Source organism: Burkholderia sp. MSMB0856 (genome assembly GCF_001524645.2).
GTDB lineage: Bacteria > Pseudomonadota > Gammaproteobacteria > Burkholderiales > Burkholderiaceae > Burkholderia > Burkholderia diffusa.
Map to the genome: position 1 here is coordinate 1,652,145 of NZ_CP013428.1, position 22,913 is coordinate 1,675,057.

The following is a 22,913-nucleotide window of genomic DNA, read 5'->3' on the forward strand; positions in this document are numbered from 1 at the left end:
TCGGCCATCATTCGGGCGCGGGCGTCAGCTCTCGACATCCTCGAGACTGAACACCTCCGTCTTGTCGTTGTACGAGAAGACTTCGCCGTAACGGCCCCAGTCGATCACCGCGTCGAGCGTTTCCTCGGCCGCCTCGTCCGACAGGAAATCCTCCAGCTCCTGCTCGAAACGCACACGCGGCGCGCGATGTCCGGGGCGCTCGTTCAGCACCTTCCTGATTCGCGCGGCGAGCGGCACGTGCTTCAGCAGGTGATCCGCGAACATCAACTTGCGCTCCTGCGTGCCGAACTCCGCGAACACGCGCGCGGGCGGCGTGAGGAACACGTCACCTTCGCGCACGTCGGCGAAGCCGAGGTATTGCAGCACTTCGGCGATCGGAAACAGTTCGTCCACTTCCAGATGCAGCGTGCGCGCGATTTCCGGCATGTCGGCGCGACCGTGGTACGGCGCCATCGCGAGCGTCTCGATCAGGCCGGCCATCAGGTTGGTCGACACGCGCGGCATCCAGCTGCCGAGCTCGAGCCCCTTCTTCGTCGCCTCGCCGGTCTGGCGTGCGGTCATCTTCGCGTAGATGTCGTCGACGAGCTTGCGGAAGGCCGGGTCGAGACGGTTGCGCGGATGCTTGAACGGCACCTTGATCTCGGCGATCACGCGGCCCGGGTTCGACGACAGCACGAGAATCCGGTCGCACATGAACACCGCTTCCTCGATGTTGTGCGTGACGATCAGCACCGACTTGATCGGCATGCGGCCTTGCGTCCACAGGTCGAGCAGGTCGGTACGCAGCGTTTCGGCCGTCAGCACGTCGAGCGCCGAGAACGGCTCGTCCATCAGCAGGATCGTCGGGTCGACGACGAGCGCGCGCGCGAAGCCCACGCGCTGACGCATGCCGCCCGACAGCTCGCGCGGGTATGCGTTCTCGAAGCCGTCGAGACCGATCAGGTCGATCGCGGCGAGCGCGCGTTCGCGCCGCTCGCGCGCGCCGACGCCAAGCGCTTCCAGCCCGGCCTCCACGTTCTGCAGCACGGTCAGCCACGGGAACAGCGCGAAGGTCTGGAACACCATCGCGACGCCTTCGGCCGGGCCGGTCAGCGGCTTGCCGAGGTAGGTCACTTCACCGCCGGTCGGCTCGATCAGCCCGGCGATGATCCGCAGCAGCGTGGACTTGCCCGAGCCGGAGCGGCCGAGCAGTCCGACGATCTCGCCTTCGCGCAGCGACAGGTTCGCGTCGTCGAGCACGAGCAGTTCGCCCTGCGTCTTGTTGAAGCCGCGGTTCACGTGTGCGACGCGCAGGATTTCCTCACCGAGGCGCGGCGGCTGAAGCGGCTGGGACGTCTGGGCGGGGGCGTTGATTACGATCGAATTTTGCATCGCGCTTACTCTCAATCGAGACGGAGCCGGGATTCCGCATAGGCATACATCGGACGCCACAGCAGGCGGTTGAACAAGGTGACGAACAGGGACATCACGGCGATGCCCAGGATGATCTTCGGGAAGTCGCCGGCCGCGGTCGTCTGTGCGATATACGAACCGAGGCCGTGCGCGACGACCTTCGTGTCGCCCCACTGCACGAACTCGGACACGATGCTCGCATTCCACGCGCCGCCCGACGCGGTGATCGCGCCGGTCACGTAATACGGGAAGATGCCGGGCAGCATCGCCTGCCGCCACCACTGCCAGCCGCGAATGCGGAAATTCTTCGTCGCCTCCTTGTAGTCGTTCGGATAGGACATCGCGCCCGCGATCACGTTGAACAGGATGTACCACTGCGTGCCGAGCACGATCAGCGGCGACAGCCAGATGTCCGCGTTCAGATGGAAGTGGACGATCACGATCACGAACACCGGAAACAGCAGGTTCGCCGGGAACGCGGCGAGGAACTGCGCGAGCGGCTGGATCTTCTCGGCCAGCGCGGGGCGCAGCCCGATCAGCACGCCGAGCGGCACCCAGACCACCGATGCGATCGCGATCAGCACGATCACACGCAGCAGCGTGATCAACCCGAGCGTCAGCACGTGGCCGACCTCGCTCATCGTCACGCCGGTCGCGACGAAGCTGACGACGCGCCACGCGACGTACACGGTCATCAGGATCACGAATGTTCCCCACACGATGTCGCCGACACGCGACGACCCGCGCGCCGACGTGCCGCGCGAACGCTTGCCCGCAAGCGACGGCACACGCAGCGGAATCCGTGCGGCCTGCGACAGCAGCCAGCCGGCCGGCACCAGCAGCTGATGGATCAGGTGCGTGCGGCGCAGCATGTCGAGCAGCCAGGACTGCGGCGCGTCGCCCGACGCGGTGTTCTCCATCCGGAACTTGTCGGCCCATGCGACGAGCGGGCGGAACAGCAACTGGTCGTACGCGAGGATCACGACCGACATCGCGACGATCACCCAGCCCACCGCGCCGAGGTTCTTGTCCGAGATCGCCTGCGCGAGATACGCACCGATCCCGGGCAGCGTGATGGTCTGGTTGCCGACGGTGATGGCCTCCGATGCGACGACGAAGAACCAGCCGCCCGACATCGACATCATCATGTTCCAGATCAGCCCCGGCATCGAAAACGGCACCTCGAGCTTCCAGAAGCGCTGCCACGACGTCAGGTGAAAACCGCGCGACACTTCGCTCAGGTCGCGCGGTACCGTGCGCAGCGACTGATAGAAGCTGAACGTCATGTTCCAGGCCTGGCTCGTGAAGATCGCGAAGATCGCCGCGAGCTCGGCGCCGAGCACGCGGCCCGGGAACAGTGCAAGGAAGAACGTGACCGTAAACGAGATATAGCCGAGCACCGGCACCGACTGCAGGATGTCGAGAATCGGGATCAGCACCATGCCGGCGCGACGGCTTTTCGCGGCGAGCGTGCCGTAGACGAGCGTGAACGCGAGCGACGCGACCATCGCGGCGAGCATTCGCAGCGTGGTGCGCAACGCGTATTCGGGCAGGTTCGACGGATCGAGCGAGATCTTCTGCGTCTGCAGGGTCGCGATCGGCGCCATCGTCTCGTGGAAGCCGACGATCGCCATCGCGAGTAGGCCGATGATCAGCGGAAACGCGACCGCATCCCAGCGGTTGGGGAGCACGCGCCACGCGGACGCGTTGGCGGTGCGATTCGGATCGAAGAAACTGATATCCATCGGTAGCGTCTGGTTCGAATTGAAAATCGATGGGATCGGCCGCGTGCCGCACGGCCGGGTATGGCATCGGCCGGCGCGGCTCAGAACAGCGTGTGAATCGCCCAGTACAGTGCCGCCGACAGCGCGACGAAGCGCAGCACGATCGGCAGGACCGAACGCTCCTTGACGGGACCGGGATCCGCGCTCAGGCGAGCGTCGACATGAACGATGCCGCAGGCAACGCTCGGAAAGAACGATGCGAGGCCGATGGTGCGCGTGCTTCGACCGCCCGCACCACGGGTTTCCGTTGCCGCGAGATTCGGCATGAGGGGCTCCGGAGAGGTGATTCGGTGTCGCAGGCTATCGGGCGAACATGACGCAAACGTGACGTGTCACTTACAGGACATTGACAGGTCATCCGTCAGCGATCCGTCATCGCGCCGCAAGCCTCGAACGGCCGCATCGGGCCTCGCAAATAAACGGGAATAAATCCGTCGCCGCATTGGTATGGCATGCGAAGGCGCCGGCTAATTCCAGGACGATCCGGCCGTCCGGTTCCGTCATACGAATGCGAGGCAAACATGTCTTCATCGACTCCTACCCGCCCGTCGCGCCGCAAGGCCCTGCAATGCATGGCGTTCGGCGGCCTCGGCACGCTGTTTACGCTGTCGGGCGGCATCCTCACGCCGTTCGATCTCGCGCTCGCGCAAAGCGGCGCCGCGCTCCCCGCGAATGCGGGCCGGCCGCTGTTCGTGCAGATCAGCGACACGCACATCGGCTTCAACAAGGACGCGAATCCCGACGTCGCGGCCACGCTGCGGCAGACGATCGATCTGGTCAATGGGATGCCTGCCACGCCCGCGCTCGCGATCCATACCGGCGACATCACGCACTTGTCCAAGGCGGAAGAATTCGACCATGCGTCGCAACTGCTGTCCGGGCTGCGCGTGCCCGAGCTGCACACGGTGCCCGGCGAACACGACGTGACCGATGGCTCGGGCGCCGAATATTTCAGCCGGTTCGGCAAGGCGTCCGACAACCGCGGCTACTACAGCTTCGATCACGCGGGCGTGCACTTCGTCGCACTCGTCAACGTGATGCACTTCAAGCCGAACGGGCTCGGCAGCTTCGGCGACGAACAGCTCGCGTGGCTCGCTCAGGATCTGAAGGGGCAATCGTCGAGCACGCCGATCGTCGTGTTCTCGCACATGCCGATGTGGACCATCTACGAGCCGTGGGGCTGGGGCACCGGCGACGCGCCGCAGACGATGGCCCTGCTGCGCCGCTTCGGCTCGGTCACCGTGCTGAACGGACACATCCACCAGATCGTGTCGAAGGTCGAGGGCAACGTGACGTTCCACACCGCGCGCTCCACCGCGTTCCCGCAGCCGACCGCCGGCAACGGCCCGGGCCCGGTGCCGCTCACGGTGCCGCGCGACCGGCTGCCCGCGATGCTCGGCGTGACAACCGTCGACTTCGCCGGCCATCCCGTCGCGGCATCGCTGCACGACACGACGCTGGCCTGATGCCGACACACAAGGAGACCGACATGACCTTCCTCAAGCCCTCGACGCTGGCAGCCACACTGATCCTGAGCGCGGCCGCCGTCGGCACGCCGGTCGCCGCATGCGCGCAGACTCCGGCCGGCCCGCTCGTGACGATCCGCAATTTCATGTTTTCGCCGATGTCGACCACGATCAAGGCCGGCACGACGGTCACGTGGAAAAACCTCGACGCGGAACCGCATACCGTCGTCAACGACGCGGGCATCTTCCATTCGAAAGCGCTCGACCAGGACGAAACCTACTCGTTCCGTTTTGACAAGCCGGGGGTCTACAAGGTGTTCTGCGGGATTCATCCGTACATGAAGGAGACCATCACCGTGGAATGACGCGGCGCGCCGCGTCATACGCGCGAAGATCCGACATCGCGGAGCGAAGCCCGACGATCGCCTACACTGGTTCCATCCGGCCGGCCCCCGCCGGCCGTCACCGACCACGAGGCAAGCGATGACGGCAAGTCAACCCGCACACCCGAAACTGCCGGGCCAGGTCGTGCTCGTGCTCCAGGGCGGCGGCGCGCTCGGTGCGTACCAGCTCGGCGTATTCGAGGCGATGGATGCGGCGGGCATTCAGCCCGACTGGGTCATCGGCACGTCGATCGGCGCGATCAACGCGGCGCTGATCGCCGGCAACGCGCCCGGACACCGCGCGCAACGGATGGCCGAATTCTGGCGACACGTCACCGAACGGCCCGCCGTGAACGTGCCGGGCTTCCCGACGAGCTGGGACAAGATCGGCTCGGAACTCGCGGTCATCGGCGCGGGCCTCCCGGGATTCTTCCGGCCGAATCCCGCCGCGTGGTTCGGGCCGCTGGCGCGGGTCGGCGTCGAGCGCGCGTCGTACTACGTGGTCGAGCCGCTGCGCGACACGCTGGCGTCGCTCGTCGATCTCGACCTGCTGAACGCGGGCCGGCCGCGACTGACCGTCGGCGCGGTCAACGCGTGCACGGGCACGATGCGCTATTTCGATTCGCGCGACCGGCCGCTCGGCATCGACCATGTGATGAGTTCGGGCGCGCTGCCGCCCGCGTTCCCGGCCGTGCGGGTCGACGGCACGCCCTACTGGGACGGCGGCATCTATTCGAATACGCCGGTCGAGGTCGTGCTGGACGACGCGCCGCGCCGCAGCTCGATCATCTTCTCGGTGCAGATGTGGAATCCGGTCGGGCCGGAGCCGCAAAGCATCTGGCAGGTGTCGGAGCGGCAGAAGGACATCCAGTACGCGAGCCGCACCGACAGCAACATCGCGCGGCAGCAGCAGATTCACCGGCTGCGCCACGTGATCCGGGAACTGGTCATGCGGCTGCCCGAGGCGGAGCGCACGACGGCCGATGTGAAGGCACTCGCCGCGTGGGGCTGCCAGACCACGATGCACGTGATCAAGCTCGCGGCGCCGCGGCTCGACGGCGACGATCAGTGGAAGGACATCGATTTCACACCCGCCGGCATCGCGGCGCGCCGGCAGGCCGGGTTCGACGCGACGATGCAGGCGATCGCCGCGCGGCCCTGGGACGTGCCGATGGACCCGACGGAAGGGCTCAGCGTCTGGAGTCCGGAAGAAAACCGGATCGGCGAGCGGCACAACTGATGGCGCGGGCGTCGCGCCCCGCCCTCCGCTTACAGTGCGCGCACGATCCCGCCGTCGACGCGGATGTTCTGCCCGGTGATGTAGCCGGCGCCTTCCGACAGCAGGAACGTCACGGTCTGCGCGATCTCCTGCGTCCTGCCGAAGCGGCCGACTGGAATGCGGGCGACGATCTCGGGCGTCTCCGGCCAGCTGTCGATGAAGCCGGGCAGCACCGAATTGATGCGGATGTTGTCCTTCGCATACCGATCGGCGTACAGGCGCGTGACGGAACTCAGCGCAGCGCGCAGCGCGGACGACACCGGCATCGCCTGCTCGGGCGCGTCGGCCGCGAAGCTCGAAATGTTGACCACCGCGCCGCCGCCCTGCTTCAGGAAGACGGGCGTCACCCGGCGCAGCACGCGAACGACGTTGAGCACGATCAGGTCGAGCCCTGCGTGCCACTTGTCGTCCTCGATGGCGAGCAGGTCTCCCTTCGGCGGATGCCCGGTGTTGTTGACGACCGCGTCGATGCGGCCGTACTTCGCGAGCGTCCCGTTCACGAAGCGCTCGATATCGGCGTCTTCGGTGACGGACCCCGCCATGCCGAAACCGCCGAGTTCCCCGGCAAGCTCGACCGCGCTGCCGGACGGCGACATCAGCGCGACACGATAACCGTTGCTCGCAAGATCCCGCGCGATCGCCGCGCCCATGCCCTTGCCCGCCGCCGTCACCAATGCCACTTTCTCTACAGTCATGCTGTTCTCCCGGATAGGTCGGCCCAATGCCGCAATCGTCGTTCCAAAGCGCCAACTCTAGAACTCTATAATCGCCTTGTCGAACGATGATTTCTCCACACACCCTGTAGATTTTCTACTGCATGAAAGCTCTATCGCGTACCCGCCGGTTCCCGCCGCTCAACGCGCTTCGCGCGTTCGAGGCCGCCGCGCGCCACCTCAATTTCCGGCTGGCCGCCGACGAACTCGGCGTGACCCAGGGCGCGGTGGCGCAGCAGGTCAGGCATCTGGAGGACGTCGTGGAGATTCAGCTGTTCCGGCGGCTGCCCAGGGGGCTGGCGCTGACGCGCGAAGGGCTCGAGTATTTTTCGTCGGTCCAGCGCGCGCTGCAGATCATCGCCGATGCCACGGACGCCCTGGGCCAGCGCCCCATGGTCCTGGCGGTCAGCACGACGCCGTCGTTCGCGTCGAAGTGGCTGATCCCGCGCCTGTCGGACTTCGGTCGCCTGCACCCCGACATCGAGGTTCGCGTCATCGCCGACGAGCGCCTTGCGTCGTTCCGCGCCGACGGCGTCGACATCGCGATCCGGCTCGGCAAGCCCCCGTTCCCGGCCGGCCTGGTCGCGCAATTGCTGTTTCCGCTCGACATCTTCGCGGTCGCCAGCCCGACACTGCTCGACAGCGGCCCGCCGATCCGCACTCCCGCGGACTTGTCGAAGCATGCGTTGTTGCACGACGCGCACGACCTGTGGCCGGAGTTCATCGAGAAGCTCGGCGGAACGGGGCAGACCGATCCGACGAAAGGGCCGCGGTTCAGCCAGTCGCTGCTCGCCATCGACGCCGCCGTCGCGGGTCAAGGCATCGCGCTGACCAGCGAGCCGCTCGTCGAACGCGATATCGCGGAAGGCCGGCTGCGCCGCGTGTTCGATTTTTCGTTTCCGATGTCGCTCGGGTTTTACGTCGTCTTTCCGCAGGCCAATGCGCATTCGGAAGCGCTCGAGGCCATGCGCCGCTGGCTGTTCGCGCAATACGGGGGCGCGTGATTCGCTGATGCTCCGGCCGATCGACAACCCCACTCGCGTCAGTGCCTTCACGCATATCGCAATTTTCCGATATATGATTCGCCCATCGACGATACCCGTTTGCGCCGGCTTTCCGACCGAACGCTCCGAACACCACACCTTTCCATGCCGACCGAACTCGACATCGACGCGATCCTGAAAGCGCTTTCGAACCCCGTGCGCCGGGAAATCCTCGTCTGGCTGAAAACGCCGGGCGCGCATTTCCCGGAGCAGACGCTGCCGTACGACCACGGCGTCTGTGCCGGGCAGATCGACGCGCGTTGCGGGCTGTCGCAGTCGACCGTCTCCGCGCACCTTGCGACGCTGCAGCGCGCGGGGCTCGTGACGTCGACGCGGATCGGCCAGTGGGCGTTCTTCCAGCGCAACGAGGCCGTCATCGACGCATTTCTCGACGCCCTGCGCCGCGAACTCTGACCCAGGCCGCGCGGGCCGCACGCCGCGCACGACGCGGCCGTAAGCCCGCCTTTCTGAAAAGGTTATCTGCCATGCCCACCCTGTTCGATCCCGTTACCCTCGGCGACCTGACCCTGCCGAACCGCGTCGTGATGGCGCCGCTCACCCGTGCCCGCGCAGGCAGCGCGCGCGTGCCCAACGACCTGATGGCCCGCTATTACGCCGAGCGCGCGTCGGCCGGCTTGATCATCAGCGAAGCAACTTCGGTCACGCCGCAGGGCGTCGGCTACGCGGACACGCCGGGCATCTGGTCCGACGAGCAGGTGGAAGGCTGGAAGCGCGTGACGCAGGCCGTGCACGCGGCCGGCGGCCGCATCGTGCTGCAACTCTGGCACGTCGGCCGGATCTCGGATCCGGTGTTTTTGAACGGCGACCTGCCGGTCGCGCCGAGCGCGATCGCCGCGGGCGGTCACGTGAGCCTCGTGCGGCCGCCGCGCCCGTTCGTGACGCCGCGCGCGCTCGAACTCGATGAAATTCCGGGCATCGTCGCCGCATACCGCAAGGGCGCCGAAAACGCGAAGAAGGCCGGCTTCGACGGCGTCGAGATCCACGGCGCGAACGGCTACCTGCTCGACCAGTTCCTGCAGGACAGCACCAACCTCCGCACCGACGCGTACGGCGGCCCGATCGAGAACCGCGCGCGCCTGCTGCTCGAAGTGGTCGACGCGGCGATCGACGTGTGGGGTGCGGGCCGTGTCGGCGTGCATCTCGCGCCGCGCGGCGACGCGCATACGATGGGCGATTCCGACCCAGCCGCGACGTTCGGTTACGTCGCGCGCGAACTCGGCCGCCGCAAGATCGCGTTCATCTTCACGCGTGAATCGTATTCGGGCGACCAGTTGAGCCCGCGTCTGAAGGAGGCGTTCGGCGGCCCGCTGATCGCGAACGAGCAGTTCACGCTCGAATCGGCGCAGGAAACGCTCGCGAGCGGCCACGCCGACGCGATCGCGTGGGGCAAGCTGTTCATCGCGAACCCGGACCTGCCGCGCCGCCTCGAGCTCGGCGCTCCGCTGAACAAGCCGGTGCCGGAGACGTTCTACGCCGAAGGCGAAACGGGTTACACCGACTACCCGGCGCTCAGCGACGCGGCCTGACGGCCGGCGGCGTGTTCATGCGCGCACGTCCGCGCGCATGAACACGCGCTGCGTCTCGTCGAGCCCGCGTGCGACGTGATGCGCGCGAATCGCGCGCAACGTGTCGTCGAGCGATGCGTCGTCGATGATGCCGAAGCCGAGGCGCGTGTAGTACGGCGCATTCCACGGCGCATCGCGGAACGTCGAAAGCACGACCTGGGCGATGCCGTCTTGCGCGGCGCGCGTCATGATCCGTTCGATCAGGCGCGCGCCGATCCGCTGCCCCGCGTGCGACGGCGCGACATCCAGCTCCTCCAGATAAAACCGCTGCGCATCGAGCAGCCGGTAGAACGCAAAACCCACGCACGTCCCCGCTTCGTCCGTCGCGACATACGCGCGACCGTCGTCGATGCGCATCCGCACGTCGGCCGCATCGGTCGGCTCGCCTTCGGCGATGTCTGGCATGCCGATGTCGCGAAAGCGCTGGGCGGCGGCCACTTCCACGGCGGCCATCGCGGCCGCGTCTTCCCGCGTGGCGGGACGAATCCAGATCGATACTGTCATCACGACGAGGTAGGCAGGCGGGAACGGCCGTCACTATAATCGAAAGTTCATACGTTTCGAACGCCCTGCCCACGAGGTTCGTCATGACGCTGTCCGCGCTCACCGTGTTCGCCATCGCCCTGCTCGTCACCGCCGGCACGCCCGGCCCGAGCGTCGCCGCGCTCGTCGCGCGCGTGCTGACGAACGGCGTGCGAGACGTGCTGCCGTTCCTCGCCGCGATGTGGATCGGCGAGGCGCTGTGGCTCACGCTCGCGGTTGCCGGGCTGTCCGCGTTCGCGCACACGTTCGAGACGGGGCTGCTCGTGCTGAAGCTGCTCGGTGTCGCGTACCTGCTGTTCCTCGCGTGGAAGATGTGGACCGCGCCGACCGACACGAAGGCCGGCGACCTGCCGCGCGGCCAGTCGCCGTGGCGCATGTTCGTCGCGGGCACGCTGGTCACGCTCGGCAATCCGAAGATCATGCTCTTCTATCTCGCACTGTTGCCGACGATCGTCGACCTGACGCACGTCGGTGTCATCGCGTGGGCCGAGCTCGTCGGCACGATGCTCGCGGTCCTGATCCTGGCCGACTGCTTCTGGTCGCTGCTCGCGTCGCGTGCGCGTGCGTTCCTCACGTCGGCACGCGCGAAGCGGATCGCGAACCGCACCAGCGCGACGGCGATGGCCGGTGCGGCGGTGGCGATCGCGACGCGCTGAACGGCGCGGTCGCACGCGCATCCGCACGACGTCTCGTCGTTGCGAAACGGGGCGGACCGCCACGCCCGCCCGTCAGCGCACGACGGCGCGTTACGGCGTCCCGGCGCTGCAGCAATACGCAAGCAGGAACGTTGCGGTGCCCGCGTCGCCCTGCACGATCGCGCGCATGTCGCCGTTCAGCTTCGCCATCGCCGCCGTCACGTAATCCGGCGCGGGCAGCTTCGCCGTATTGAAGTCGTGTACCGCAACCGCGACCGGCTTGTTGTCCTTCGTCTTCGGTGAAGCCAGCGCCCGGTCTTCCGCGGCGAATCGCTGTTCGCGCGTGGCGACTGCACCGACCTGCCCCGCGCAATAGCCGTGCGTTCCCGACATGATGTGAATCGTGTGGCCGTCACCGCTCAATCCCGACGCGATGGTATTCAATGCCGCTGCGACGTCCCTGACATTGCACGGGCCGTGAAAGCCCCAGATCTGCACCGCGTTCGGGGTGCCCTGCATGATGTTGACGAGCGTTGCCATGACCTCTCTCCTTGCAGTCCTGCGTCGTGGACGGTTCGCGGCGAATCGGGCGCTGCTTGCCACGACGACGTTCATGGGCCGGCGCGATGCCGGGCACACGTGCCCGTTGCCTCCCGCCGAGTTGAGAAACATCCGGATATCCGCGACGGACTCGATCGAACCGCGCCGGCCACGGACGGTTCAACCTTATCCATCCACCTCGTTTCGCAACATGGACCGCTCGTCACACATTCGGCAACGTGCCGATCTTCACGGGAAGCGGGAATTGCGGGCCAGCCTGCGCGCGCCACCCGGCTCGGGCACGTGATCGTTGCACGCAACCAGCGCCCGCACCAATGCCCAGTCATCGTCGTCGCAGAAATCGAGCAGCATCGCGCCATATGAACCACTTTGCGCGCTCAACCGCTCCGCGAGCCGCGCCTGAATCCCCTGCACCCTGCCGTCGCCACGCGCGACCACCGACGGATTCGCGCCCATCCCCGTACCGCTGCAGAAATTGATCGCCCAGCGGCCGCTTTCCGGCGACGGCATGCCGGTCAACAGTGCATCGATCGCGCGCCACTTGTAGTTGATCGACCCGGCAACGGGCACGCGGTATTCGTCCTGGATCACGAACGCCGCATCGGGATGATCGATCGTGAAGGTCGCGTTGTCGGGCCACGCGGTCAGGTCGACGCCCAGCGGCCGGCTGCTGCGGAACCGCCGCAGCAACACCACCGCGCCGCGCACGTCGCCGAGCGCCGGCAGCGCGCCGCCCGCGTGCCATCGCAACCGTGGGTGCCGCGCACGATGCGCATCGAACGTCGCATCGAAACTGCGGGTGCACGCCTGCGCCGGCCATTCGTCCTTCACCGACATCACGATGCATTCGCGCGGATGCGCATCGAGAAAACGCGCACAGTCCGCGAGCACGTCGTCGAATGACATGCCGAGCGCGATCCCGCCGTGATGAATGTCGAACGCATCGCAGCGGTGCCGGCAGCGGATGTCGAGCAGCCGCACGCCGTGCGCGAGCTGCGCGGCGAGCGGCGCGCGTTGCGTGCGCACGAGCGGATCGTCGACCGTATACGCACAGGTGTCATGGCTTCCCGGTAGGGTCAGCGTATGCAGCGGCCGCGCGTCGTCGAGCGCCGACATCCAGTCGGCCAGCGGCGTGGAAGCTTCGTATCGCGAAGGGATCATGAATCGATGACTGACAAGGAAAGAAAAACGTGGGTGACCGCGTCGGATGTCGCCGTGCGGGCCGGCGTGTCGCGCTCCGCGGTGTCGCGCGCGTTCTCGCCGACGGCGAGCATCGCACCCGAAACGCGCGAACGCGTGATGGTGGCCGCGCGTGCGCTCGGCTACCAGGTCAACCTGATCGCACGCGACATGATCACGCAGCGCAGCAGCATGATCGGCGTCGTGACGGCCGGGTTCGAGAATCCGTTCCGCGCGCGGCTGCTGTCGGACCTGATGGCCGCGCTCGGCCAGCGCGCGTTCACGCCGCTGGTCACCAATGCGGATGATCCGCATCAAGTCCGGCAATCGCTCGAGCGGCTGCTCAGCTACCGGATCGCGGGCCTCGTGATGACGTCCGCGTCGCCGCCGCTGTCGGTCGCGCGCCAGTATCTCGATCACCGGATTCCCGTCGTGATGATCAATCGAGAAGCGAACCTGCCGGGCGCAGACGTCGTCATCAGCGACAACGCGGCGGGTGCCGCCCATGCCGCGCAACGGCTCGTGCGGGCCGGTGCGCGCCGGCTCGCGTTCGTCGGGCCGCGCACCGCGAGCTACAGCGCACGCGCACGTGCGGATGCGTTCGAGCAGGCGCTGCAACGCGGCGACGCGTTCGATGCGGCGCTCGTCCACGTGATCGATACGCACTCCGATACGCATGCATGCGGCATCGATGCCGCGCGGCAACTGTTCGCGTCCGGCGAGCGCCCGGACGGCGTGTTCTGCTCGTCCGACCTGCTCGCGCTCGGCGTGATCGACGCCGCCCGCGACGCGTTCGGCCTGCACGTGCCCGACGAGGTGCGGGTGATCGGCTTCGACGACATTCCCGCCGCCGAATACGGCGCGTATCGCCTCACGACGCTGCGCCAGGACACGCAAGGCCTCGCGCACGCGGCCGTCGACCTGCTCGCCGACCGGATCCAGACGTTCGACGGCGTATCGCGCACGCGTGTCGTGCCGGTTACGCACGTGGTCCGGCACAGCTGCGCGTAACGTGTCGCGTCACTTCAGCCCGCCCGCGAAGCCGCGCAGCAGGTAGCGTTGCACGTAGCCGGCCACGGCAAGCGTCGGCAGCGACGCCAGCAGCCCCGCGCTCATCAGGTCGCCCCAGTCGATGCCGTTCTCCGTCACGTAGCCGGCGATGGCGAGCGGCAGCGTGAAGCGGCTCGGCGTCGACACGAACAGCAGCGCGATCAGGAACTCGTTCCAGGCGGCAATGAACACGAAGATCGCAGTCGCGATCAACCCCGGCGCGCACAGCGGCAGCACGATCTGCACGAGCCGCCGCGCGAGCCCCGCACCGTCGATGCACGCGGCCTCCTCGTATTCGACCGGCACGTCGCGTACGAACGCGAGCAGCATCCAGATCGCCATCGGCAACGCGTAGATCTGGTAAGCGAGCATCAGCCCGAGCGTCGAATCGAGCAGATGCAGCCGCTTCGCGAGCGCGAACAACGGCACCGCGATCGTGATCGGCGGCATCAGCTTCAGTGCCAGCACGAGCATCAGGAACAGCAAGTCCAGCCGGGCCGGAAACCGCAGCCGCACGAGCGCATACGCGGCCGGAAACGCGAGCGTCAGCGCGAGCAGCGTCGTGCCAAACCCGACCAGCAGCGAATTGGCGAGCGGCGCGCCGATGCCGTTCGACCAGACCGACGCAAAATGCTCGAGCGTCGGCGCGGCCGGCACGATCCGCAGCGGATGATCGAGGCGCTCGAGCGTCGGCATGAACGCCGCGCCGGCCATCCACAGGCACGGCAGCAGCAACAGCGCGAGCGCGGCGGCGCGCAGAATCCACGGCGCCGCGCGACCGAATGCGGCCCCCGTTCGCGCGTGCGCGATACCCGCGGATCGCGCCGTCATGCGCGCCGCTTGCGAACCGTCTGCCATACGTACCCCGAAACAAGCAGCGCGGACGCCGCGAGCATCAGCACCGACGCGGCGCTCGCCGGCCCGACGTTGAAGAAGCGGAAGCCCGTGTCGTAGATGTAGGTCGACAGCGTCTGCGTCGCGTTGCCGGGGCCGCCGCCCGTCAACGCATAGACCTTGTCGAACAACTTGAACGTGTCGATCGAACGCAGCAGCAACGCGAGGCCGATCTGCGGCGCCGCGAGCGGCAGCGTGACGTCGCGCAGGCACTGCCACTCGCTCGCGCCGTCGGTGCGCGCGGCTTCGTACAGCTCCTGCGGGATCGATTGCAGCCCGGCCAGCACGATCAGGAACGCCATCGGCGTCCACTGCCACACGTCGACGAGCGCGAGCGACCACAGCGCGAGATGCGGATCGGACAGCCAGCGCACGCCTTCGATGCCGAACACGGCGAGCAGCGCGTTGAGGAAGCCGTCGAAATTGAGCCAGTTGCGCCAGATCGCCGAGCACACGAGCGTGGACAGCATCATCGGCAGGATCGCGAGCGGCAGCGCGATGCGCCGCCCCGGAAACGCGCGCACGAACAGCAGCGCGAGGCCGAAGCCGAGCGCGACTTCGACGAACGATGCCGCAATCGTGAAACGCAGCGTGTTGCCGAAGCCGGCCGCGAACGCGTCGTCGCCGAGCACCGCGCGATAGTTCGCGAGCCCCGCGAACGCGCGGCGGCCGGCCGTGTAGTCGACCTGGCAGAACGAGTCGATCAGCACCTGCGCGACCGGGTACAGCGCGAGCGCGGCCAGCACCAGGAGCGCGGGTCCGAGCAGCGCGACGAACGGCAGGCTGCGGCCGAGGGCTTTCATGCGCGGATTCCGGCTGAAGCGTGGCGACGAGCCGTCACTTGCCGGCCGCGGCCATCGCCTGCGCGATCTTCTGCTGCGCCTGACGCAGCGCGGCGTCGGGTGCGGCCTGCCCGGTCAGCGCGAGTTGCAGCTGGTCGCCGAGAATGCTCTCGACCTGCTGCCAGTCCTTCACGCGCGGCCGCGCACGGCCGGCCTCGAGCGCCTTCAGTTGATCGGGATACCAGCGGTACTGGCGCACCAGCGCCGGATCGGCGAACACGCTGCGGCGCGTCGGCGGAATGCCGATCCCGGCGAGGCGCGTTTGCGTATCGCGCGAACTCAGGTAGGCCAGGAAGTCCTGCGCGAGCTTCGCGTGCGGCGCGTCCTTCGCAATGCCCATCTGCCAGATGCCGAGCATCGGCGCCGGGCCGGCCGTCTGCCCGGGCGGCGGCTGCAGCGCGATCTGCCCGACCACGCGCGACTGCTTCGGATCGTCGAGCGCCGGAATCCACGCCGGCCACACCTCGATCGACTGCGCGGCCGTGCCGCGCTGAAGCGCATCGCGCACTTCGGCGGCGCCGTACACGTCGACGTCCTTCGGCGCGGAGGCCTTCAGCGCGAGGAACGTCTTCAACGCGGCCTGCGACTCGCGCGAATCGATCGTCACGTTGCCGGCGCGGTCGAACACGTCGCCGCCGTAGGCCCACAGGATCGGCAGGAAGCCCGTCACGACCGGGTTGCCCTTGGTGCCGCGGAACACGACGCCCGACACGCTCTTGTCCGCGCCGCCGACGGTCTGCGCGATCTTCAGCACGTCGTCCCAGTTGCGCGGCGGCTGCAGCTTGTATTTCGCGAGCAGATCCTTCCGGTACGCGAACATCTCGACGTTGCCGACGATCGGCAGCGCGTACAGCGCGCCCGCCGCGTTGCGCCCGAGCGCGACCGCCGACGGCACGAGATCGGCGTCCGCGAGCGATGCCGGCAGCGGCTTCAGCCAGCCGTTGCCGATGAATTCGGGCGCCCACGTGTCGTCCATCATCACGAGGTCGTACATGCCGGTGCCTTCGCGCATCGACAGCTTCAGCTTCTGGTACAGGTTCGCGTTCGGCAGCTTGAGCAGCTCGATGTCGGTGCCCGGATGCAGCTTGGTGAAGCCGGCGACGGCGTCGGCGAGCCCCTTGCCGTAGATGTCGTCGCGGCCCGCGATGACGAGATCCGCCGCGAAGGCGTGCGAGGCGGCAAGGGACAGCGCAACGGCGGCGGACAGCGCGCGCAGGCGGCTCAGCAAGGTCATGTGGTCTCTCTCGATCGGCGTGGTGGCGAGTCGGCCTCGCGTTGCACACGTGTGCAACGCCGGCGACGCTTCGGGCGTCCTGAAGCGAACGCCATTGTTCACGTCGATCGTTAAGAATTTGTGGCAGGCGGCGGAACCGGCCGGCCATCGCAGCCGGCCGCCCCGCCCGCTTCGCCACGTGCGCGCCGTCAGAAGTTCACACGAATCCCGGCCATCACCGCGAGTTGCCGGCTCGAATTGCTGTTCGCGAGCACCGGAATCTGCGCGTAGTTCACCGCATTGCCGTTCGCGTCGGTGCCGAGCCCCGTGCCGCTCGCGATCTGGCCGATCGCGACCGCATACAGCGCAGTGCGCTTCGACAGGCTGTAGTTCGTGCCGACGTTGACCTGATGGAAGCGCGTCGTGCCGCGCCCGTCGGTGTGTGCGGCATTGAAGATGTACGCGACGCCGCCCTGCAGCGCGGGCGTGAACATATACGTGACGTTCAGCTCGCCGACGTCGAACGTGAACGCCTGCGTGCGCGGCTGCGCGCCGGTCGAGAAATAGCGGCTGTCGCCGAGGCGCGTGTGCGTGTAGGTCAGCGCGACCGTCGCCGCGCCGAGCGTCACTGAGCCGCCAGCGCCGAACGCGCGCATCGAGCCGGCGTCCTGGAGCAGGCAGTACATCGCGCCCGGATTGCTGCACGCGAAGTCGCCGATATAGCCGCTCGCGCCGCCGAGCGCCGCGTCGAGCGGCTGGTGCAGGTCGAGATAGCCGACCGAGAACGCGACCGGCGCGCGCGTATAGGTCGCGGCGACCGCATAGCCGCGCTTCGCGGAAAAATCGCCGGCCTGTCCGCCGAAGCTGAACGTGCCGCCGAACGTCAGGCCGTTGAAGTCCGCGCTGGTGAACTTCACCGCGTTGTTGAAGTTGAACGCGGCGTTCAGGTTGTCGACGTCGCCGAGATGCGAGCCGTACGGCGTCGCCCAGTTGTTGCTCGACACGTACGCGCCGAGCATGTCCGTGTACGAGTCGTATTGGCGGCCGACGCCCAGCGTGCCGATCGAATCCTGGCGCAGCCCGACCCACGCCTGCCGGCTGAACGCCGTGCCGCCCTGCAGCGCCTGCCCGTTCGCGGACAGGAACTGCTGCTCGAGCGAAAACACCGCGTTCAGCCCGCCGCCGAGCGGCTCGGCGCCCTGGAATCCGAAGCGGGACGGCACGAGGTTGCCGCCGCCCATCTGCCATGCGTGGCCGCCGCCCGTGCTGCCGTCGGCGCGCGTGAACTGCTGGTTTGTCGAATAGATGATGCCGGTGTCCACGGTGCCGTACAGCGTCACGCTGCCCGAGGTTTGCGCGTGTGCGTGCATGCAACCCAGCGCGGCCGCGCTCGCGGCCAGTCTTCGTCCGATCTTCATGTCCCGCCCCTCTGATGTCATCGATTCGCAGTGCAGATCGATTGTGTTGTCGATATGGGTGACAGGACTCTATCCAGCGAAAATTCGGGACCTCTATCCCAAATCAGCAAACGATGAAGCGAACGGGCGACACGCGACCGTGCCCCGCGGCACCGTCGCGATGCGCAGACGTCATTCGGGACGCAAAGTTTGCGACGGCAGCTCGCCAAACAAATCGCGATACTCGCGTGCGAAATAGCCGAGATGCGTGAAGCCCCAGCTCGCGGCGGCCTCGCCGACACCGAGTTGCTGCGCCGAGGTCGTGCGCAGCAGGCGCCGCACCGCATTCAGCCGGATCGTGCGCAGATAGCCGACCGGCGTGACGTCGGCGACGCGCTGGAAGCTCGTCTGCAGCGTGCGGCGGCTGCAGCGCAGCGCGCGGCACAGCTCGAGCACGGTGACGGGTTCCTCGGGCCGGTCGCGCAGGTGTTTCTCGCAACGGCTGACGATATCGCTGTAGGTCGCGTGCGTGATGTCGCGGCGCTCGACGCCGATGCCCTGGTCGAGCGCATCGAGGAACATGCCGAGCATCGCGTCCCGGAACATCTTGCGGGTGGCCGCGTATTCGAGGCAGCCGGGGTTGCGCTGCGCGTCGTCGATCAGCGACGACAGCCGCGCGCCGAGCGCGACGCCTTGCGCGTCCGACAACCGCGTGACGTGCCGCAGCTTGCGCGCGCCGGCCGCACCGAACTCGGCTTCGCACAGCTCGTCGATCATGTCCGACGCGGCGCTGATCCCGACGAGCCCCATCCCTTCCGGCGTGTGGAATTCGAAATCCTCGCCGGCACGCAGCGCGAGCAGCGCATAGCCATCGACCGGCTGGCCCTGGAACGTGCCGGCGAGCGGCATCGACAGCGGCACCGCGAGCGACGTGCGCCCGGCCGGCGCGAGGCCGGTTTGTGCGACACGCCGGTTGGTCGTCTCGCGGAAGAAATGGAACTCGTCGTACAGCACCTGCGTGACGGTGCCCCTGAACCGGCCCGGCGTCATCTGGCGGTAGACCTGATGCCAACCCGCGATCGCGAGCCCGTGGTCATGCACGTCTTCGTGTGAGCGTGACTGGAACAGCATCGGCATCTCCGGTGAAACCCTGGATCCACGTTGCGCCGCACGGCGCGCAACGGCACAGCTTACCCCCGCAAAATTCCGCGCAGTGCAGTTTCGAATGCAAGGCAGGCCGCCGACAGCGCGGCGGCCTGCTCGCCGGTCAGGCGGACATAGCGGCGAAACGACGGCATCCGGTTCACGATCTCGCTGCCGCCGAACGGCACGACGGCGAGCGTCCAGCGCCCGTCGCGCGCGGCGATCGTGCAGTCGGTCAGGTGCAGCGGGCGCAGCGCGTCGGCGAGTGACGAATCGGCGACGAGCGCGGCCACCGCCCGCACGAATCCGGGGCTGCATCCCGCTGCGGGCTCGGCCGCGACCCCGGTGCGCCGCAGCCAGCCGGTCTGCAGCACGCGGGCATGGCCCTGCCCGGCCGGGCCGTCCGCGCTGGTCGACACCTGCACGCTGACCGTATGCATCAGGAACTGACGGTCGACGCGTTCTTCGATGGCCACGTGCACGCCATTCGGCAGCCGTGCCAGAGGTTCGGCGGCGCCGCTGCTCGCATCGCGCGCCGCACCGAGGTCGGCCAGCACGCGCGCGGCAATCGCACCGGGCCGGTGGCCGGGCGGCGGCGTGTCGGTCGCCGCGCGCCACCGGGCGAATGCGAGCCTCACGACGCGACGTGCTCGTTGCGCAGCACTTCCTCGACCGGCACCGGCTTGAACGGATGCCGGCGCTGCACGATGAGCGTCCAGAACAGCGCGTACAGCGCGGTGAGCCCGAGCATCGCGCCGAACGGCACGTAGATGTCGCGCGCGTTCATGCCGGGCGGCGTGATGTACCAGATCGCGAGCACGATGCCGACGCTCGACACGATCTGCGGCAGCGGGAACAACGGCGAACGATACGGACGCGGCAGGTCCGGGCGGCGGATGCGCAGCATCACGACCGACGCGGTGACGAGCAGATACGCGGTACCCCACGCGCAGGTCGCGGCGAGCACGAGATGCAGGATGCTGTCGAGGTTGCCGTTGATCAACCACGCATGGAAGATCGGCACGATCGCCGACGCGACGATGCCGACCACCGGCGTCTTGAAGCGCGGATGCAGATACGCGAAGCAGCGCGGCAGCGCGCCGTCGATCGCCATCCCGTACAGGATGCGCGGCAGCCCGGCCATCAGCGTGTTGATCGTCGCAGCGCCCGCGCACAGGAACGCGATGCCGAACCACACGCGGCCGAAGGGCCCAAGCACCTGCAACGCGAACGCGGGAATCGCGCCCGGCGTGTCGAGCAGATGCGTGAGGCCGTCCGGGCTCACCGGCACGTTCGCGACCTGGCGGCGGATCGCCGCGCCGTACAGGAACATGCAGATCGCGACGCCGACGAGGCCGAGCGCCATCGCGCGCGGAATCGTGCGGCCCGGCGCCTTCATTTCCGGCGCGAGCGGCGTGACGAACTCGCACCCGACGAACATGAACATCGCCATCCCGACCAGCGACAGCACCGCCGGCACCGACGTGCCGACTTCCGAGCCGCCGAACCAGCCGTCGAGATGCACGGCCGGCGCCGCCGCGAGGCCCAGGATGCCGAAGATCATCAGCGACAGCCACATGCCGGCCGTCAGCACGATCTCGAGCTTGCTGAATACCTTGATGCCGACGACGTTGGTGATCGCGAACGTGACGACGAGCCCGACGCCGACGAGCCACGAGCTGTTGTGCTTCTCGAACGCGGCGTTCAGCGACTCGAAGTTCACGAGCGCCATGATGCCGCTCAGGATCGTCTCCGCCGTGCCGGCGAACACGTGTACGAGGAAATACGCGGAAATCGTGCCGGTGATCGCCCAGAAGCGGCCGAGCCCGCACGACAGGTAATCGTAAACCGAGCCCGCCGTCGGCAGCATCGCGGCGGCTTCGGAGAACGTCGTCGCCTGCGCCTGCATCATCACGAACGCGATGATCATCGCGACCGCGAACGCCCAGCCGCCCATTCCGAAGCCCGACGTCGCGGTGAGAATCACCGGGCTCGCCATGATGAGGCCGACGGCGCTCGCCAGCGCGGTCGGAAAACCGACCGCGCCCGCCTTCAGCACCGTGCCGCCGCCCGCTTCAGCCGACGCACCGGCGGGCGTCTCGCCCGCGGCGCCGGTCACTCCAGACCATCCCGACATCTTCGTCTCCTTCCTTTTTGGGCCGGCGCCGGCGCTGCGGCGCCCGCTCCGTTCCGTGCTTCGCGGTCGGCCCGGGGCGGCGCTTCGGCGCGTCGCCACCCGGCCCCTGTCGATCCAATCCGGATCCGATGTCGAGAAAATACGCAGGCAAAATAATCCGGTCATAGCGCAAATCGGCAAACCGGCGGTGGCGAACGGGTTATCCCGCCCTCCACCGCCGGTTCGCAGTCATGCGCTCAGCCGTCACGGCCTCACGCGAATGGCACGGCCTCGAAGCCCGCCGCGAGCGCGTCGACGATCCGGTCGAGCTGCTCGCGCCGGATCACGAGCGGCGGCGACAGGATGATCTTCGTGCCGACCGGGCGCACCAGCACGCCGTGCTCGCGCGCCACTTCCGCGACCGCGTTCGCATAGCCGGACAGCGGGTCGATCGGCTCGCGGGTCTGCTTGTTCGCGACGAGGTCGAGCGCCAGCATCAGCCCCTTGCCGCGCACCTCGCCGACGGCCGCGAAGCGTTCGGGGAACGACTGCAGCGCTTCGAGCAGATACGCGCCCTGCTTCGCCGCGTTCGCCGGCAGGTCTTCCTTCACGACGATGTCGAGGCTCGCGAGCGCGGCCGCGCACGCGACCGGGTGCCCGGCGTACGTGTAGCCGTGCATGATCGCGCCGCCGAAGTCCGCGTTCGCGGCGAACGCATCCTCGATCCGCGCGTTCACGGCCGTCGCGCCGAGCGGCACGTAGCCCGACGAGATTCCCTTCGCGAGACACATGATGTCCGGGCGCACGCCCCAGCCGCGGCTGCCGAACATGCTGCCGCTGCGGCCGAAGCCCGTCACGACTTCGTCGGCGATCAGCAGCACGCCGTAGCGGTCGCACACCTCGCGCACGAGCGGCCAGTAGTTGGCCGGCGGCACGATCACGCCGCCCGCGCCCTGCACCGGCTCGGCGATGAACGCGGCGACCGTGTCGGGGCTCTGGAACTGTATCTCGCGCTCCAGCATTTCCGCGCAGATCCGGCCGAGTTCCTCCGGATCCTGCGTGAACGGATTGCGGTACAGCCACGGCGTCTCGACGTGGAAGCAGCCGGGCAGGTTCGGTTCGTAGTTGCGGCGGAACACCGTGTTGCCGTTCACCGACGCGCCGCCGAAGTGCGTGCCGTGATAGCCCTGTTTCAGCGAGATGAACTTCGTGCGGTCGGCCTGGCCGCGCACTTTCCAGTATTGGCGCGCGATCTTCAGCGCGGTCTCGATCGAGTCGGAGCCGCCCGAGCTGTACAGCACGCGGCGCATCCCTTCCGGCTCCAGCATGTCGATCAGCTTCTTCGACAGTTCTTCCGCGCGCGGATGCGAGATGCCGTCGAACAGCTGGAAGTATTCGAGTTCGTCGAGCTGGCGCACGATCGCATCCTTCACTTCCTGGCGGTTGTGCCCGACGTTCACGTTCCACAGGCCCGCGACGCCGTCGACCAGCTGCTTGCCGGTTTCGTCGAACACGTAGCAGCCGTCGCCGCGCACGATGCGGATCGGCTTGCGCCGTTTCATTTCGTTCGGGTGCAGCATCGGGTGCCAGAACTTCGCTTCGTTGTAGCTCATTGCAGTCTCCACTTTCGGATCGTTCGAACCTCGGCCGTGGACGGGCGAGGTTCGAGGTTGTCGGGGTGTTCGGAACGGGCG

At 67.8% G+C, this 22,913-nt stretch carries 23 protein-coding genes; 8 read left to right on the forward strand and 15 right to left on the reverse strand.

Annotation, left to right across the window (positions count from 1 at the left end; translation table 11 throughout):
- Nucleotides 1-24 precede the first annotated feature (24 nt).
- From WS87_RS24980 to WS87_RS24990, 3 genes are all read right to left on the reverse strand, one after another.
- Nucleotides 25-1,371 carry an ABC transporter ATP-binding protein gene (locus tag WS87_RS24980; protein ID WP_059819366.1) on the reverse strand — a complete coding sequence of 449 codons (1,347 nt, stop codon included), beginning with the start codon at nucleotides 1,369-1,371 and terminating at the stop codon, nucleotides 25-27.
- 11 nt (nucleotides 1,372-1,382) lie between these two features.
- The gene (locus WS87_RS24985) at nucleotides 1,383-3,137 is read right to left on the reverse strand and encodes an ABC transporter permease (protein WP_059819367.1); all 1,755 of its coding nucleotides are present in this window, start codon (nucleotides 3,135-3,137) and stop codon (nucleotides 1,383-1,385) included.
- Between the two features lie 80 nt (nucleotides 3,138-3,217).
- Nucleotides 3,218-3,442 (reverse strand): hypothetical protein, encoded by a 225-nt coding sequence (locus tag WS87_RS24990; protein WP_059819368.1) that lies wholly within the window; start codon nucleotides 3,440-3,442, stop codon nucleotides 3,218-3,220.
- Nucleotides 3,443-3,697: 255 nt separating this feature from the next.
- Between WS87_RS24990 and WS87_RS24995 the strand changes: the two genes are divergently transcribed.
- The 3 genes from WS87_RS24995 (at nucleotide 3,698) to WS87_RS25005 (ending at nucleotide 6,265) form a co-directional block, all read left to right on the forward strand.
- Nucleotides 3,698-4,642, forward strand: a complete 945-nt coding sequence (locus WS87_RS24995) for a metallophosphoesterase family protein (protein WP_059819369.1) — start codon at nucleotides 3,698-3,700, stop codon at nucleotides 4,640-4,642.
- A 23-nt stretch (nucleotides 4,643-4,665) separates the two neighbouring features.
- Nucleotides 4,666-5,007: a cupredoxin domain-containing protein gene (locus WS87_RS25000; protein WP_059819683.1), complete on the forward strand. Its 342-nt coding sequence runs from the start codon at nucleotides 4,666-4,668 to the stop codon at nucleotides 5,005-5,007.
- Between the two features lie 118 nt (nucleotides 5,008-5,125).
- Entirely contained in the window at nucleotides 5,126-6,265 is a 1,140-nt protein-coding gene (locus tag WS87_RS25005) for a patatin-like phospholipase family protein (protein ID WP_059698998.1), read from the forward strand.
- Nucleotides 6,266-6,294: 29 nt separating this feature from the next.
- On the opposite strand, the gene WS87_RS25010 is transcribed toward WS87_RS25005, so the two are convergent.
- On the reverse strand, nucleotides 6,295-6,999 hold the full coding sequence (locus WS87_RS25010; RefSeq protein ID WP_059819370.1) for an SDR family oxidoreductase: 705 nt from the start codon (nucleotides 6,997-6,999) through the stop codon (nucleotides 6,295-6,297).
- A 122-nt stretch (nucleotides 7,000-7,121) separates the two neighbouring features.
- On the opposite strand from WS87_RS25010, the gene gcvA reads away from it, so the two are divergent.
- From gcvA to WS87_RS25025, 3 genes are all read left to right on the forward strand, one after another.
- Complete coding sequence (gcvA, locus tag WS87_RS25015; RefSeq protein ID WP_059692181.1) at nucleotides 7,122-8,021, forward strand: transcriptional regulator GcvA; 900 nt, start codon at nucleotides 7,122-7,124, stop codon at nucleotides 8,019-8,021.
- A gap of 144 nt (nucleotides 8,022-8,165) precedes the next feature.
- The gene (locus WS87_RS25020) at nucleotides 8,166-8,474 is read left to right on the forward strand and encodes an ArsR/SmtB family transcription factor (protein WP_044846683.1); all 309 of its coding nucleotides are present in this window, start codon (nucleotides 8,166-8,168) and stop codon (nucleotides 8,472-8,474) included.
- A 71-nt stretch (nucleotides 8,475-8,545) separates the two neighbouring features.
- Complete coding sequence (locus WS87_RS25025) at nucleotides 8,546-9,607, forward strand: alkene reductase (RefSeq protein WP_059819371.1); 1,062 nt, start codon at nucleotides 8,546-8,548, stop codon at nucleotides 9,605-9,607.
- A gap of 15 nt (nucleotides 9,608-9,622) precedes the next feature.
- On the opposite strand, the gene WS87_RS25030 is transcribed toward WS87_RS25025, so the two are convergent.
- Nucleotides 9,623-10,150 carry a GNAT family N-acetyltransferase gene (locus WS87_RS25030; protein WP_059819372.1) on the reverse strand — a complete coding sequence of 176 codons (528 nt, stop codon included), beginning with the start codon at nucleotides 10,148-10,150 and terminating at the stop codon, nucleotides 9,623-9,625.
- Nucleotides 10,151-10,233: 83 nt separating this feature from the next.
- Here WS87_RS25030 and WS87_RS25035 point away from each other — a divergent pair, with 83 nt between their 5' ends.
- Nucleotides 10,234-10,845, forward strand: a complete 612-nt coding sequence (locus WS87_RS25035) for a LysE family translocator (protein WP_059819373.1) — start codon at nucleotides 10,234-10,236, stop codon at nucleotides 10,843-10,845.
- 90 nt (nucleotides 10,846-10,935) lie between these two features.
- On the opposite strand, the gene WS87_RS25040 is transcribed toward WS87_RS25035, so the two are convergent.
- Nucleotides 10,936-11,364 (reverse strand): hypothetical protein, encoded by a 429-nt coding sequence (locus WS87_RS25040; protein ID WP_059526591.1) that lies wholly within the window; start codon nucleotides 11,362-11,364, stop codon nucleotides 10,936-10,938.
- 249 nt (nucleotides 11,365-11,613) lie between these two features.
- On the reverse strand, nucleotides 11,614-12,546 hold the full coding sequence (locus WS87_RS25045; RefSeq protein ID WP_159085705.1) for a phosphatidylinositol-specific phospholipase C: 933 nt from the start codon (nucleotides 12,544-12,546) through the stop codon (nucleotides 11,614-11,616).
- Nucleotides 12,547-12,552: 6 nt separating this feature from the next.
- Here WS87_RS25045 and WS87_RS25050 point away from each other — a divergent pair, with 6 nt between their 5' ends.
- Entirely contained in the window at nucleotides 12,553-13,575 is a 1,023-nt protein-coding gene (locus tag WS87_RS25050) for a LacI family DNA-binding transcriptional regulator (protein ID WP_059819374.1), read from the forward strand.
- A gap of 9 nt (nucleotides 13,576-13,584) precedes the next feature.
- On the opposite strand, the gene WS87_RS25055 is transcribed toward WS87_RS25050, so the two are convergent.
- From WS87_RS25055 to WS87_RS25090, 8 genes are all read right to left on the reverse strand, one after another.
- Nucleotides 13,585-14,445: a carbohydrate ABC transporter permease gene (locus tag WS87_RS25055; protein ID WP_059819685.1), complete on the reverse strand. Its 861-nt coding sequence runs from the start codon at nucleotides 14,443-14,445 to the stop codon at nucleotides 13,585-13,587.
- On the reverse strand, nucleotides 14,442-15,311 hold the full coding sequence (locus WS87_RS25060) for a carbohydrate ABC transporter permease (RefSeq protein ID WP_059819375.1): 870 nt from the start codon (nucleotides 15,309-15,311) through the stop codon (nucleotides 14,442-14,444). The genes WS87_RS25055 and WS87_RS25060 overlap by 4 nt, the downstream gene beginning before the upstream one ends.
- A gap of 34 nt (nucleotides 15,312-15,345) precedes the next feature.
- Entirely contained in the window at nucleotides 15,346-16,584 is a 1,239-nt protein-coding gene (locus tag WS87_RS25065; RefSeq protein ID WP_059819376.1) for an ABC transporter substrate-binding protein, read from the reverse strand.
- Nucleotides 16,585-16,772: 188 nt separating this feature from the next.
- Nucleotides 16,773-17,981, reverse strand: a complete 1,209-nt coding sequence (locus tag WS87_RS25070; RefSeq protein ID WP_059819377.1) for a porin — start codon at nucleotides 17,979-17,981, stop codon at nucleotides 16,773-16,775.
- 171 nt (nucleotides 17,982-18,152) lie between these two features.
- Entirely contained in the window at nucleotides 18,153-19,091 is a 939-nt protein-coding gene (locus WS87_RS25075) for a helix-turn-helix domain-containing protein (protein ID WP_059819686.1), read from the reverse strand.
- A 59-nt stretch (nucleotides 19,092-19,150) separates the two neighbouring features.
- Nucleotides 19,151-19,741, reverse strand: a complete 591-nt coding sequence (locus tag WS87_RS25080; protein ID WP_059819378.1) for a DUF3156 family protein — start codon at nucleotides 19,739-19,741, stop codon at nucleotides 19,151-19,153.
- Nucleotides 19,738-21,240 (reverse strand): APC family permease, encoded by a 1,503-nt coding sequence (locus WS87_RS25085; protein WP_059819379.1) that lies wholly within the window; start codon nucleotides 21,238-21,240, stop codon nucleotides 19,738-19,740. The genes WS87_RS25080 and WS87_RS25085 overlap by 4 nt, the downstream gene beginning before the upstream one ends.
- A 251-nt stretch (nucleotides 21,241-21,491) precedes the next feature.
- Nucleotides 21,492-22,832: an aspartate aminotransferase family protein gene (locus WS87_RS25090; protein WP_059819380.1), complete on the reverse strand. Its 1,341-nt coding sequence runs from the start codon at nucleotides 22,830-22,832 to the stop codon at nucleotides 21,492-21,494.
- Nucleotides 22,833-22,913 lie beyond the last annotated feature (81 nt).